Annotated in this window: 11 protein-coding genes and 1 tRNA gene; 6 read left to right on the top strand and 6 right to left on the bottom strand. The window is 43.8% G+C overall.

What is annotated here, in order from left to right; genetic code table 11:
* Positions 1–151: 151 nt before the first annotated feature.
* A complete protein-coding gene (locus QUA78_RS12500) occupies positions 152–1,633 on the bottom strand; it encodes an ankyrin repeat domain-containing protein (RefSeq protein ID WP_333304268.1) in 1,482 nt (493 codons plus the stop codon).
* A 96-nt stretch (positions 1,634–1,729) separates the two neighbouring features.
* Here QUA78_RS12500 and QUA78_RS12495 point away from each other — a divergent pair, with 96 nt between their 5' ends.
* From QUA78_RS12495 to QUA78_RS12485, 3 genes are all read left to right on the top strand, one after another.
* The gene (locus QUA78_RS12495; RefSeq protein WP_333304269.1) at positions 1,730–2,200 is read left to right on the top strand and encodes a DUF4079 domain-containing protein; all 471 of its coding nucleotides are present in this window, start codon (positions 1,730–1,732) and stop codon (positions 2,198–2,200) included.
* A gap of 152 nt (positions 2,201–2,352) precedes the next feature.
* Positions 2,353–3,102: a hypothetical protein gene (locus QUA78_RS12490; RefSeq protein WP_333304270.1), complete on the top strand. Its 750-nt coding sequence runs from the start codon at positions 2,353–2,355 to the stop codon at positions 3,100–3,102.
* Complete coding sequence (locus tag QUA78_RS12485) at positions 3,092–3,550, top strand: DUF7689 domain-containing protein (protein WP_333304271.1); 459 nt, start codon at positions 3,092–3,094, stop codon at positions 3,548–3,550. Before QUA78_RS12490 ends, QUA78_RS12485 begins: the two co-directional genes overlap by 11 nt.
* Positions 3,551–3,723: 173 nt before the next feature.
* Here QUA78_RS12485 and QUA78_RS12480 read toward each other — a convergent pair whose 3' ends face one another.
* The 4 genes from QUA78_RS12480 to QUA78_RS12465 all read right to left on the bottom strand — a co-directional run bounded on the left by QUA78_RS12480 (position 3,724) and on the right by QUA78_RS12465 (position 8,357).
* The gene (locus QUA78_RS12480; RefSeq protein WP_333304272.1) at positions 3,724–4,992 is read right to left on the bottom strand and encodes a hypothetical protein; all 1,269 of its coding nucleotides are present in this window, start codon (positions 4,990–4,992) and stop codon (positions 3,724–3,726) included.
* Between the two features lie 137 nt (positions 4,993–5,129).
* Positions 5,130–6,908, bottom strand: a complete 1,779-nt coding sequence (locus QUA78_RS12475) for a helicase HerA-like domain-containing protein (protein ID WP_333304273.1) — start codon at positions 6,906–6,908, stop codon at positions 5,130–5,132.
* Positions 6,905–7,993 carry a hypothetical protein gene (locus QUA78_RS12470; protein ID WP_333304274.1) on the bottom strand — a complete coding sequence of 363 codons (1,089 nt, stop codon included), beginning with the start codon at positions 7,991–7,993 and terminating at the stop codon, positions 6,905–6,907. The genes QUA78_RS12475 and QUA78_RS12470 overlap by 4 nt, the downstream gene beginning before the upstream one ends.
* Positions 7,994–8,286: 293 nt before the next feature.
* Positions 8,287–8,357 (bottom strand) — tRNA-Cys (locus QUA78_RS12465).
* Between the two features lie 201 nt (positions 8,358–8,558).
* Between QUA78_RS12465 and cpdA the strand changes: the two genes are divergently transcribed.
* From cpdA to QUA78_RS12450, 3 genes are all read left to right on the top strand, one after another.
* Positions 8,559–9,338, top strand: coding sequence for a 3',5'-cyclic-AMP phosphodiesterase (gene cpdA / locus QUA78_RS12460; RefSeq protein WP_333304276.1), 780 nt, complete (start codon positions 8,559–8,561; stop codon positions 9,336–9,338).
* A gap of 191 nt (positions 9,339–9,529) precedes the next feature.
* On the top strand, positions 9,530–11,008 hold the full coding sequence (locus tag QUA78_RS12455) for an alpha-amylase (protein ID WP_333304277.1): 1,479 nt from the start codon (positions 9,530–9,532) through the stop codon (positions 11,006–11,008).
* 202 nt (positions 11,009–11,210) lie between these two features.
* Entirely contained in the window at positions 11,211–11,987 is a 777-nt protein-coding gene (locus QUA78_RS12450) for an SDR family NAD(P)-dependent oxidoreductase (protein WP_333304278.1), read from the top strand.
* Positions 11,988–12,283: 296 nt separating this feature from the next.
* Here the strand turns inward: QUA78_RS12450 and cofG are convergent, their stop codons facing one another.
* Complete coding sequence (gene cofG / locus QUA78_RS12445) at positions 12,284–13,252, bottom strand: 7,8-didemethyl-8-hydroxy-5-deazariboflavin synthase subunit CofG (RefSeq protein ID WP_333304279.1); 969 nt, start codon at positions 13,250–13,252, stop codon at positions 12,284–12,286.
* Positions 13,253–13,698 lie beyond the last annotated feature (446 nt).

Genomic DNA, 13,698 nt, shown 5'->3' with positions numbered 1-13,698 from the left:
CCTAGTTATATCATTCTGAGTGAACCGAAGAATCTCAAACCATTGCCACACCGTTACAATCGGTAAGTCCGGATATGTGAGCTTTTTTACTTCGCAAAGCCTGCGCTGAGAATGACATAATTACGTTACTCAAAACTATACTATTTAATTTTTACTCCTGTGCTCCAGCACTTTTGAGCAATTTCACCACAGTGGAATAACCCTTAAACTCAGCCAGCATTAAAGCTGTATAATTTCCCGGATTTTTGTGGTTTAGTTCTGCACCAGCAGCGATTAAAATCTTTACTGCATCAGCATAACCCCGATGTGCAGCCCACATTAAAGCAGTTGCGCCCGAATCATCCAGCAAGTTGACATCCGCACCTTTTTCGACTAATAATTGGACGATCGCCATATAACCGCGATCGCACGCCTTCATTAAAGCCGTTTTCCCCAAATCCGCCGGGATATTCGCATCAGCACCGCCGTCAAGCAAAGCCTTTACCGTCTCGGTATGTCCGTGAAAAGCCGCCAGCGTCAAAGCCGTCTCCCCAAAGTTTTTAGCATTCAGAAAATCAGCCGGATTTGAGTTTACTTTTTGCAGCAAAGCCGATACGATCGCACTATGACCGTGAACAGCCGCCACCAGTAAAGGCGTATCGCCCAACCGATTTCTCGAACCGACACTAGCACCTCGGTTTAAGAGCAATTCCACCACATCTTCGCAGCCTTCAACCACGGCAAAATTCAAAGCAGTTTCATCATCTTTATCCTTAGCGTTGATATCGGCACCAGCATCGAGTAAGATATGGGCGATCGGCAAATTTCCGCCAGCAGCAGCGGCCATCAAAGCCGTACCCCCATCTCCATTTTTCACATTCGCATCAGCACCCGCACCAAGCAAAGTTTGCACCACATCAGTATTGCCGGAATCCGCAGCCAAAGTTAAAGCAGTTTCGCCCTCTTTGTCGCGAATTTCGACATCAGCACCAGCAGCCAACAGCGCCTCGACAACAGCCAAATTTCCCGCCGTCGCAGCCAGCATCAAAGCAGTTTTGCTCTCTAGATTTTTAACATTAGCATCCGCCCCACACTTGAGCAAAATTCGCACAATTTCTGCGCTACCTTGACGGACAGCTAAAAAGAGCATAGAATTGTCAGCAACCGCACCCGCATCCACCAAAACTTTAACAACAGCTAGATGACCAGATAAAGCAGCTATTTTTAGAGCCGAATCTCCATCTTTATCTCGGACATTTACATCAGCATTAGCATCAAGTAAAAGCCGCACAACATTGATATCACCTTTCAGAGAAGCCGCCATCAAAGCCGTACTTCCATCATCATTTTTAGCATTAATATCAGCACCTGCAGCTAACAACAGCCGTGCAGAATCAGGCTGTTTGTGAGCCGCCGCCAGCATCAAAGCCGTCAGCCCAAAACGCCTGCTCGCTTGATTGACATTAGCGCCATTGTTTAGTAAGATACGCACGACTTCCGTATAGCCCTTTTGGGTCGCAAACATCAAAGCCGTCGTCCCCTCAGAGTCTTTGGCATTAGCGTCAACTCCCTTAGCGAGTAAAGCTTGGACGTGAATAATGTTGCCAGTCTTGGCGGCTTGAATCAATACAGCGTCTTGTTTAGTGGCAGCCATAATAGTCTCTCATACCGTATATTTTTACCGTCGCACGAGACGGCCTGACTGGTATGCTAAGTTTTATGAAGTATGTTTGCTAATCCTCAGAACACCATGAATCTCGAAATTCCTCAGTCAGTTAAAGTTTGGAGCCAATTCTTCCACCCAGTTTTAATGTGGGTATTGCTAGCAATCTCCTTGTATGCTTTGTATCTCGGCCTGCAAATCCGCCGTACCAGAAGTGCGGAAGGCGAAGTCAAAAAAGAGTTAATTAAGGGTAAATTCAACATCAAGCATCACCAAATGGGTTCTTTGCTGCTAGCCTTGATGGTAACGGGGGCAGTCGGCGGAATGGCCGTCACCTACATCAACAACGGCAAACTATTTGTCGGCCCGCACTTGCTAGCAGGATTGGGAATGACGGCAATAATTGCGATCGCCGCCTCGCTGACTCCTTTGATGCAAAAAGGCAATGATTTGGCCAGAAACACTCACATCTTTCTAAATGTTGTGCTCTTGGGTCTGTTTGGCTGGCAAGCGGTATCAGGCGTAGAAATCCTGCAAAGAATTATCAGCAAAATGTGATCGTTTGGGCAAGATTGCTAATTTAGGACTTACGCAAAGACTCTACTTGTAGGGTGCGCCTAGCGCACCTTACCCTTTGTGTTTGAAGGAATGTATAAGTCAGCCAATTAGTCTCAAGTTAACTTTCTCTTAGCAAAGATAAGAAAACTAATATGCCTTCTTTAAAAATACATCGCCAATATCAATCCGGCATCGAAAAAATTATAGCCTTGGACAACTCAGTGTTTGAGGCTATTGTGACTGCGTTGAGAAAAACAGTCCCTGCGTTGCCTCTTGATGATTTAGTCAGAAACGTAGAGTCAGAGGTAGAAAACACGAACCATGATGATTTAGTCAATATACTAGAGAGTATTATTCCTATATACGCTTTAAAGAAAACTTATACTTGGACAGTGGAAGAACTAGCAGACGAGCTTATTGCGGCTGTTGATGAATTTGAAGAACTCTCTAACTTATCAACAGAAGAAAAAGAGCGATTTTGTGAAAAGCTTAATGATTTGTTGATGCCGAATAGCTTTTTAGAATCGGCATCAAAAGCCAAAGATGTTTTAAAAGTATATTTGTTGCCTTCAGGAATTCCTGCTGATGACTTCCCGATTAAAAGCAAGGTAGAACTCGAAGCAGAGTTTAAGAAGTTCGCCGAAGAATGGCGCGTCGAAACGGGGATGCTATCATTAGTTACACAGAAATCCATGCACCAGGCTTATCAGAGAATTATCGGCATGGGACAGCCAGTTATCCCGTTGATTTTGCGTGACCTCGAACAAAAGCCAGACCATTGGTTTTGGGCGTTGAGGGCAATTACTGGTGACAATCCGGTAAAACCCGAACAGCGCGGCCGGATGAAGCAAATGGCCCAAGCCTGGATACAATGGGGAAAAGAACACGGTTATGAGTGGTAAGCTAGAGTACCGAAAAATATTGAGATTTCCTAACTTAGAGCTTACTGAATATCAAGTAACAAGTGAAGAAACAGTAGATTATAATTGTTTTGCTTTTGCTGCTGGAGAAGAGGAATGCAGATGGGACCCGGTAGACCCAGATGGGTACTGGCCGGATGGTGTTTCAAGAGAGTTAACGCTGGAAGCTTTTATCCAAGCTTATCAAACTATTGGATATGAACCTTGTGATAATCGTGACCTGGAACCGGAGTTTCAAAAAATAGCAATCTACACCTATAACGGCCAGCCACAGCACGCAGCCCGACAAGAAGAGGATGGTAAGTGGAAAAGCAAGCTAGGGGATTGGGAAGATATCGAACATGAATTAGAAGGGTTAGAAAATCCTAACTATTATGGGGTGGTTCAACAAATATTAAAGCGAGCGACAATCCCGCTCAATATTTCTTAGACGGTAATTAAAGTTTTAAAGAACGATCAGCCAAATGTGATGATTTGGGCAAGATTGCTAATTGCTAATTGCTTTGGGGCGATGAGCAATTAGCAATTTAATTGTCAGATTATCCTGAGCCTCCTTGTTATACAATAGACTGGCAATTTAAAGTTGTTGGGAAGTTCTCGGAATTAAACTCTCCGAAATGTCAAAATCTCTGTAATGTCAGTCAACATAATTCGATTAGCTTTAGCTTGATTATTCATTCGCGCCATCTGTGGGGTTTGATTTTGCTGAATTCTTCGACTTGAATAAGCCTTATCGTGAAGAATATAGCCAGCAGACTCCCACAAAGAGCGGATTATATCTGTAACCATTACAATTAAACCATTGGCTACATCCCGATAATTTGGAGAAATAACAGTGCAAAGAGTTCCAGTTTTTTGTGCGGTGGCACAATTTTTAGCAATTCTAGCGATTGCTATCTGCCAATCTTCTAAAGACATATTGGCTAAATCTTCCGACTTATTAGAATACTGTTGGGCAACCATCCCATAATAAGGAATGTCCATAACAATGTAATCGGGATTCTCAACCGGGAAGCTTTTTGTCAAATCATGTTGAATAATTAAATCTTTGTACTTCCCGCGTGGAGTCAGATCAAACATTTTTAATTTAAAATCATAAACGTGCTGACCCATCCACTCTTGACGAGCTTCATATACTCGCCAAGCCTGACCAGAGCCAGCCATTGGTGCAATTACTAAATCCCCTGGCTTGACGTAGTACCAGAAGCAGTTAGCATAAATTTCTCCAGGAATGTAACCTCTGTATTCCTCCAATTCTTCATCGATCCGACCATATTGAACCGTGCTAAAGTTCCAGTTGTCAGAAGGCTTGATAATAGGGCTAAATAGGGGTTCGCTATCTTTTTTATGTTCATTCCGAATAGCCCGTAGTATTCCGGTTGTGGATAAAGCTGTCTGCCTTTTAATGACTGCTTCAGTCCTCAAATCAGTTACAACAGCCTCAAATAGTTTTTGTGGAGTGCTTGCAAGTTCCTGGAATTTTGACAAATCATTTTTGGTAAAATTAAGATTTGATCGGATGCTTTTAGAAGTCTCCGAATCCAAATCAACCTTAACTGAATTTTGATTCTGTTTTTTTAAACCTCCTTCTCCGCTTTGATTTTTTTTGCTTAACATTTCTCCTAATCGACGTTCAATCCGAATCCGCAATTCAGTAGCGTCAAGCTGCACATCCTTACTTAATCTGAATTTTTTAGAGAGAGCTTCCAGCGCATTGACTTTTTGCCAAGCATCCTGAATTTCTTCGAGAGTTTTAGCTTTGCTTAATAATTCCGTCGCTGCTTTCAAAAATTGGACAACAACAGTTTCTTGATTGCCACTAACAATGGTGGGGATAATAGCAAATTCATGTTCAAATGAAGGCTCTTTCATTGATTGATTTCCTCCTGACTACCGATAACCACAGTTAGGACGATAGAAGATGAAGCCAGAACTGCTGGCTGTTGATTTAGTATCTCTTGCATGGGCTCGATTTTTTTCGTCAAAAAGTTTTTATGATGTCCTTGCATTTAAAACGGTATGTCTCCGTCCTCTGCCGATATTTCTTGGTGTGGTTGTTGTTCTTGCTGCTGTTGCTCTTGGTGTGGCTGCTGTTGTTGTTCTATCTGGTCTAATAACTCCTCAGTAGTAAGCTGAAAAGGCGATAAACGCATTCTGGCATTAACTACTGCTGAAGCACCAAATAGATCGACAAGTGCTTCACCAGGCCCAAAATTCTTGGTCATCGAAATTTGGGCATCTGCGGCTTTCTCCAATGCTCTCTGTGCTTCACTGGCTCGGTTATGCCGATGAATAATGCGAGTGTTTAAATTATTTAAGATATCATCAGGTATCTGAGCCGCGCTCTGAACAGCAATAGTAAAAGCAATTTGTCGGCTTCTGCCTTTACGAACTCCTTCACTAAGAACATTCCCTATTGCAGAGGAAAACTGCTTACTACCATTGAAGAGGTCTTGAGCTTCATCAATATGATGCAGGACTGGGAAAGTAATCTTGCGTTGCTCTTTGAGCTCGTAAACTCGTTTAAGCATATAGTTTAGGAATAAGCCATAGTCACGTCCTCCACCTGCCTGTCCTACACGGATAACTAATGCTTTTCCACCTTTTAATAGCTCAGTAGGATCAAACCATTTTGGTTTCTCAGGGGTTTGATCTTGACCAAATACAGCCGCACTCGGACTTGTGTCTCTAGCACCGTTAGAATTTGTCGTTGGACGGATTGGCAGTCCACCGTCAACCCAAGCCGGACGACGATTCCGGCGGAGCATTTTCTTTACCATTGCGTCATAGGTGGATCTCTGGCGTCCAGCAAAACGATCACCTGTATGAGCAGGCGGCTGCCAATTTCGATCATTGTTGCTAGTGACCCATCGGAAAAAGTCGCTTAGTGTCCAAATTGCTCTCTCGTTACCATTCTGCTCTGCCTGTCGCTCGTCGTCGAATTCTTCTAATAAAGTCTCGAATTCTTCACGAGAGTTAGTTTCATTAGGAGGATAGTACATTACTGCTGCCAGAACTGCTGGATCGAACTCTGAGGCTGGAATAGCAATTGGAGTACCTTGAAAGGCAGTTGATTCCTCTCCCAAGTAGTAAAAATCAGCATTAACTCCTTCAATCCAGGTTGTCTTTTGGTCTGTTTGACCATTTGGATTGAAAATGTTTATTGCATCTTGATTTGGTCTATCAATATGTTGATAATCAGGCTTGTGATCGTAAATAATAACTGCAAAGCCCATTTGTAATGCTGCGCGAATGTAATTGGCACAAGAATTAGTTTTTCCGCTCCCAGTTGAACCAGCAATCAAGCTTTGATAATAAAGAGTTCGTGGATTGACATAAATGCCAATGTTTGTATCGATAATTTGTCCAATTTGATATTTTTCCTCGACAGGAGGCAAGTTTAAGTATGTGATGATCTCATCTTCTTTTGCTTGTCTGGCAATAGATCCAATTTGGGGTCGCCGACGAACGCTACTTGGTGGGTCTTGAGTAATATCTTTAATCAGATTTACTTGATAAAAATAAACCTCTCGAACTACAACTTCACGAGCGTAGTTATTCTGCTCTAGCTGCTCAAAAGCATTAATTGTCGCGTTATCTTGTGGGCCAAGTGCCGAGCGATTCAAGTTGGCTTGTGGTCCAACAACTTGTCCAAAATAGTTCCTTTGGCTGGCGCGATCTTCAACGATTACAAAATCGTTGGCTGATAATTCTGGTTCGTTAAAAGTGTAGCCACAGATTAAACTTAAGTCAGAATTGATCGTGTCAGGAATTTGAATGAGTGTCATCGGTAGTTACCTTCATTTGTAATATCTACTCCCATACGGTAGTTATTGCGCTGGATTTCGCTAATAAAGGAGTGTTTAATTGCCTGGGAGTTGTTGCTTCCTCTGAGATGCCAATCAACCGTTTCCAGCAAAAGCGGGATTTCGTGGTTAATTGTTGGACTAGCATCTTGGCGCAATAAGCTGACTGCGTATGATAAGTCAGCTAGAGCGCATTCAAAGGCAAATGCTTTCTCAGCAGGACGATAAACGACCCGGACATACTGCCCAGGTAATGCACCAATCCAATTATTAATGCTTCTGTTATCTCTAAAGCGTCGTTGATACTGGCCTTGGATAGGACACAGGACGAATCCTTCTCCTCTTTCTAAACTCATGGCTGTCCACTTACTAATTGCCCATGAACTCCCCAAATCTTTGATTACACCAATAAAACGCTTCCCTGTTTGCATCATCTCAGAATAAAGTTCTCGTCCTGAATGCTGGGTAATCAGGTTTTGAGTAAAAATAGGTCCATCTAGTAGCACGATATCTTGCTTACACTTATCATCAATTGCGACTTTTCGTTCTTGGTGTTCTCGAAATGTAGTTGCCCAAGATCCTTTCGTCTGCCGAGCATTATCTAAGTCGTCGCATAAATTCCACAAGTCTTTATCATTCGCGGTAATCTTATCAGGTGTTGCATATTTAGCGTTTGTCCAAGTCAAAACAAACTCGGGTTTATGGCGATTCTGGCTTGTAATATATCCAACTCCAACAGCATAAAAAGATGTGGTCATTAAGTCAGTAATCGGTAAAATATCTGTAGAGTCAATTGCTGCAATTGCCCCACTCCTTAAATCTGCTGCGACTTCTTCATCGAAATTATTACCGTATGTATTGAAGTCAAATAAAAACTGAGTTTGAGTATTAGCCTGTTCCATGAATTGGCGTATCCGACGCTGCACAGATTCATCGGATTGGTGAAGATTTTGGGCAATACTTTCGTCAGCCGAAAAATCTAGGAAGAAGGTTTCTTGTACTCCACGTTGGTTAGCCAGAGCAGAATCGAAAATACCCTCATCAGGTTGTGTATTTCTATTAGTCATCAAGCATTATCTCCCATAGAGATTAAACCTATTCGTTCCCCTCATTAAGTCTGTTATTCAACTGCTGATAAATTACATCTAACCACACCGGAATTACAGGCTGACCTTTATCTAGGGATACGATCGCCCTCGACTTATCCAACTCTACCAGATCGAGCGATCGCCATGAATGAATTCCACCACAGCATAAACCGCCACGGCGAAACCGGATTCGTAAACTCTGGTTCCTTCTCCCTCAATGGACAAAACTCTGTCATCACTGACAAAGAATTTGTTACTGTACAAATTAAAAAAGGCGGCACCCAGATTTGAACTGGGGGTGGAGGTTTTGCAGACCTCTGCCTTACCACTTGGCTATGCCGCCGTCACGTCTGAAATTTGACGTTTTCTTATAGTACACCAAATCTCGAAAATTTTAACATACCTGTCAAAAATTTCGTGAAGCGCAGCTATCCCGATCGCGCGTGGGTTCCCCAAGGGTAGGGAATCGCCCTTTTTTCCCATATCCCCAAAACCCTTGTGGGAAGGTACTCTAGAACTATAGCAACGACCCGCAACACCAGCCATGACACCCGATTCTCCCCTACTCGTCGCCCAAATCACGGACACTCACTTGTTTGCAGAGCTCGATCGAGAATGGAAAGGCCTCTCAACAACCCGCACCCTCCAAGCAGTTCTTGATCGCTTGCAACAGATACAGCCGCCGCCCGACTTACTCCTACTCACAGGCGACTTGTCCCAAGACGAAACACCCGAATCCTACCAGCGCCTCGTCTCTCTCATCGCCCCCATCGGAATTCCCGCCTACTGGATACCTGGGAACCACGATAACATCCCAGTCATGGCAGAAATCTTAAATCAGTCGCCTCTTTCCCCAGAAAAATCATGGATGCTAGGAAACTGGCAATTTCTATTACTTTCGAGTGTCGAAGCCGGATGCGACGGCGGGCGGCTTTCCCCAGAAAGCTTGCATTGGCTCGACTCTCAACTGCAACAAACGGGCGATCGACCTGTTATGATTGCCTTGCACCATCATCCGCTGCCGATCGACTCTGAAATAATGGATGGAATGATGCTGCACAATGCCGATGAATTTTTGGCAATTGTCGATCGATATCCTCAAATCAAAATCGTTCTTTGTGGCCACATTCACCAAGAATTTCAACAACAGCGGGGGTCAGTTACCTACTTGGGGACACCCAGCACCTGCATCCAACTTTTACCCAAAAGCCATCCGATTATCCTTGACGAAATCCCCCCAGGATTTAGATTGCTTGAATTGGCGATCGACGGTACTTGGAAAACCAGAGTTGAACGAGTTGCAGAAGGATCGCTACCTTTTTAATAATTTTCGATAGCCTGAAAATAATTATTATCAAATTTACATTCTGTTGTCAATCCATCAACAGATAGATTGTGGTGAGCAACCCCATCTATTATGATATTTATTAGCGATAGATTGCAGACCTACGTAAACTAGCAAGCTACGAACAAAAATCTATCTGGGAACATTACAAAATAGGAAAAACTAAATTTATGTCTGAACTAAATGGGGTGATGATGCAGTATTTCCACTGGTACACCCCCGCTGACGGGAACCTGTGGAATCAGCTAGCGAAATCTGCAAAAGATTTAGCCAAAATAGGCGTTACATCCCTGTGGTTGCCGCCAGCCTATAAAGGAACGGGCGGCGGTATGGATGTGGGTTACGGCGTCTACGACTTATTCGATTTAGGCGAGTTCGACCAAAAAGGGTCGGTACGCACGAAATACGGCACAAAAGATGAGTATTTAGCCGCGATTAAAGCTGCACAAGATGCTGGAATTCGGATTTATGCCGATGTTGTCTTCAACCACAAATTAGGTGCGGATGCCGAAGAAGAAGCCGAAGCCACACCCTTCAATCCCGACAACCGAAACGACACCGTAGGCGAATATCAAAAAATCAAAGCTTGGACGCATTTTACCTTCCCCGGCCGCGACAAAAAATATTCCAGCATGGAGTGGCATTGGTGGCATTTTGACGCCATTGATTACAACGTTTACAACACAGAAACCCATGCCGTTTACCTGCTCAAAGGTAAAGAATTCGATCGAGGAGTAGACTTAGAAAAAGGCAATTATGACTACCTAATGGGTTGCGATTTAGATATGGACAACCCAGAAGTCACCGGGGAATTAAAATACTGGGGTGAGTGGTATGTCGATACAACAAACGTTGATGGCTTTCGCTTCGATGCCGTCAAACACGTATCAGCAGAATTTTTCCAAGAATGGTTGGAACACGTCCGCCACTATGCCCAACGCGACCTATTTGCCGTCGGCGAATATTGGTCTTACGAAGTGGAAGCTTTGCACAGCTTCATTACAGCAACCGATGGTAAAGTCACCTTATTTGACGCACCCCTCCACTACAACTTCCACGCTGCTAGCAAGGCCGGCAATAACTACGACTTGCGAACAATTTTTGATAACACCCTCGTCCAACAACAACCAACCCTCGCCGTTACCTTGGTTGACAACCACGATTCGCAACCCTTACAATCCCTAGAATCAGTTGTCGAGGCTTGGTTTAAACCCCTTGCCTACGCTTTAATCCTGCTGCGGCGCGAAGGATATCCTTGCATTTTCTACCCCGATTATTACGGCGAGCACTATAAGGATACAGGAAACGATGGCAACGAATACGAGATTTGGTTAGACAAACATCAGTTTATTCTCGATAAATTCTTGTTAGCCCGCCAAACTTATTCCTACGGCAATCAGTACGATTACTTCGACCACGCCAACACTATTGGCTGGACGCGACTCGGAAATGAAGAACATCCGGGCGGCATGGCTGTGGTACTCAGTAACGGAGGCGATGGCACCAAGTTTATGGAAGTCGGACAACCGAATCGAACTTATATTGACATCACCGAACACATCAAAGAACCAATCACAACTAATGACGATGGTTGGGCTGATTTTCGGTGTAACGCCGGTTCTGTTTCGGTCTGGGTGCCACAGCCCTAAGAACAGCGTTAAAATTGACGTACTCCTCTGCCTAAAGTAGGGTGTGCACTGCACACCTTACCGCTATAATTAGTACATTAAACCACTTTTTACTTTCATGATTTTGAGGAAAAAAACTTGTTTGTAGTGAGGACTAAAGTCTTCTCTCTAGTATTATTTTTATGCTCTGCGATCGCGCAAAAAATTATTTATATAAAAAAATATGAAACTTTCAGCAAAAGTTGCCGTTATTACCGGCGGTGGGTCGGGAATAGGTCGTGCAGCAGCAATTTTAATGGCTAAGGAAGGCGCAAAAGTTGCTATTATCGATCGCATTTTAGACACGGGGCAAGAAACCGTCCGCAAGTTGGTCAATGAAGGAGGATGCGGGCTGGCTATTGCCGCCGATGTGGCAGATTCTCAGCAAATGCAACAGGCATTTCAAACAATTTTTGACAAATATCAAAGGATTGATATTGTGTTGGCAAACGCGGGTATTAACGGCGTATGGTCGCCGATAGAAGAGATAGAACCAGAGGAGTGGGATCGGACAATTAATACCAACCTCAGAGGAACATTTTTGACTGTCAAATATGCTGTTCCTTATCTAAAAAAACAAGGAGGTTCCATCGTTATTACATCATCGATTAATGGCACCAGAAGTTTCAGGAAAGTGGGGGCCACAGCTTACGCTTCCAGCAAAGCTGCCCAAGTAGCTTTAGCAAAAATGCTGGCGCTAGAACTTGCTCCCAGCCAAATCCGAGTCAATGTTATCTGTCCGGGTGGGGTGCTGACTGCGATTGAGGAAAGTACCACTAAGCGCCATCTTGATCGCATTCCAGTCGCGCCTGATTCGATTCAAGATATGATTCCTTTGACTGATAATACGGCCGGTTCTACTGAAGAAGTCGCCCAGTTAGTTTTATTTCTGGTATCAGATGCGTCCAGCTTTATCACAGGTACAGAAGTCTGGATTGATGGTGGCGGTTCTTTGATTTAAAATCTCAATATATTATATCAATTTCCGTTGCACCGGAATGATAGCAACTCTGGACACTGCAGTGCCTTTTCCTGATAGTGTCTAATGACTAATATCAAATTTGTTATAATCGGAATTATTCCTATCTCTCTTCTCGACCTCTGCGTAAATGGGCGTCAATCTCTTGTCATCTTCGGTGAAGAAGAAATTATCTTTTTTTGACTGCAGATACAGACAGATTAACACAGATTAACGCAGATGAATTAAATCGATTCCGGTTGCACCATCTGTGATTGTTGACTATTGGCTGGATTTTACTATTCCGATGCTACCGAAATTGATATAACTCTCCTGTTTTTTACAGCACTTTGCAATGTTTGTGGCAGCCACTTATCGTACTGAGGATAAACAGGCAAACGCTGCACAAGTTGCCATCCCGATGCTGCTAAAGTTTTTGTTAAAGTTTGGTGTTGCAAGTGAGGATAATCGGGATTAACTTCATCCCGTGGCCCAATTCCTCCTAAATCTGTAGCACCTGCTTCTACACAAGCAAGTAATATGTCTGGCTGTGCAACTAAATTGGGCGGAATTTGTAGGGCAATTTCATCAGGTAAAATGCTGCGGGCGATCGCAATTACTTCGGGCATTTTTGTAGAATCAAAAACTTCACCGTCCCAAATTTGCTGATTTCCCGGACTGTAGGGCTGGAGGATAACTTCTTGAATGTGATTGTAACGCGAATGAATCAGGGCGATCGCCTCTAATGTCTCAATCCAATCGACTTCACTTTCGCCAATTCCCAGCAGCAAACCAGTTGTGAACGGAATCTTTAATTTCCCAGCCCATTCTAACTGTTGCAGCCGCAGCGCCGGCACTTTACTCGGTGCGTGTCGGTGAACCGTTTGTAACAAATCTGGGGCAAGCTGTTCTAGCATCAGCCCCATCGATACATTTACCTCTTTTAACTGTGCCATCTCCTCAAAGCTGAGCGGCCCCACATTAGTATGCGGCAAAAATCCCAGAGCAAGTGCCAGTTCGCACAAATCGTAAATCCGCTGCAACCAAGCTTTTCGCCGTTTACTTTGAGGATGTACCTCGCCGCTGAGGATGAGAATTTCAATTACACCTTGAGTTTGCAGCAAGTTGAGCTGTTTTTCGGCTTCTGGTAGCGTCAGCCAAGGACTTTGCAGGGGTTCGGCCCGAAAATTGCAATAGGTGCAGCGGTTAAAACACTCGTAAGTGGGAACCAGAGTATAAGCAGGGCTGTAGGTGACTGTGCGGGACATTTCTTGGGATTTTTATCGATCGGACTTGTGCAACAACATATATCTGTTATCTGTGCAGTGCGAGTTTTGCGGTTGGCGATCGCAACCCTTCATCTATCTTAACACGGACGCCTGTCCCGAATCTCGTTGCCCAGGTAGATTATGAGTATTCTTCATTTGTGGGCGATCGCCCACAAATTACGCCTTCTGCTTTTAAACTCCCGATACAGCAAGCCTTCTGGCTTTGAATAAGCATAATCTATGTTAAGTATAAGAAAATCTGTGCTTAGAAGGCCTTTACAAACTGAAATAAAAGCTTTATGTTTATTTACATGGCGGAACACAAAGCCGTCACGAACATTGAAAACCAAATAAAGCAATCATAAACAAATGACAACAACCTTACAGCAGCGCGAAAGCGCCAACCTGTGGGACCAGTTTTGCAACTGGGTCACCAGCACCGAAAA

Source organism: Microcoleus sp. K4-B3 (assembly GCF_036704615.1).
In the GTDB taxonomy this organism is placed as follows: domain Bacteria; phylum Cyanobacteriota; class Cyanobacteriia; order Cyanobacteriales; family Microcoleaceae; genus Microcoleus.
This window is presented reverse-complemented; position numbering and strand designations above follow the sequence as displayed.

Excerpts from the sequence above, each read along its gene's own strand:
- QUA78_RS12455 (WP_333304277.1), top strand. The coding sequence starts at position 9,530 with ATGTCTGAACTAAATGGGGTGATGATGCAGTATTTCCACTGGTACACC.
- QUA78_RS12490 (WP_333304270.1), top strand. The coding sequence starts at position 2,353 with ATGCCTTCTTTAAAAATACATCGCCAATATCAATCCGGCATCGAAAAA.
- QUA78_RS12475 (WP_333304273.1), bottom strand. The coding sequence starts at position 6,908 with ATGACACTCATTCAAATTCCTGACACGATCAATTCTGACTTAAGTTTA.
- QUA78_RS12500 (WP_333304268.1), bottom strand. The coding sequence starts at position 1,633 with ATGGCTGCCACTAAACAAGACGCTGTATTGATTCAAGCCGCCAAGACT.
- QUA78_RS12470 (WP_333304274.1), bottom strand. The coding sequence starts at position 7,993 with ATGACTAATAGAAATACACAACCTGATGAGGGTATTTTCGATTCTGCT.
- QUA78_RS12480 (WP_333304272.1), bottom strand. The coding sequence starts at position 4,992 with ATGAAAGAGCCTTCATTTGAACATGAATTTGCTATTATCCCCACCATT.
- cofG (WP_333304279.1), bottom strand. The coding sequence starts at position 13,252 with ATGTCCCGCACAGTCACCTACAGCCCTGCTTATACTCTGGTTCCCACT.
- QUA78_RS12450 (WP_333304278.1), top strand. The coding sequence starts at position 11,211 with ATGAAACTTTCAGCAAAAGTTGCCGTTATTACCGGCGGTGGGTCGGGA.
- QUA78_RS12485 (WP_333304271.1), top strand. The coding sequence starts at position 3,092 with ATGAGTGGTAAGCTAGAGTACCGAAAAATATTGAGATTTCCTAACTTA.
- cpdA (WP_333304276.1), top strand. The coding sequence starts at position 8,559 with ATGACACCCGATTCTCCCCTACTCGTCGCCCAAATCACGGACACTCAC.
- QUA78_RS12495 (WP_333304269.1), top strand. The coding sequence starts at position 1,730 with ATGAATCTCGAAATTCCTCAGTCAGTTAAAGTTTGGAGCCAATTCTTC.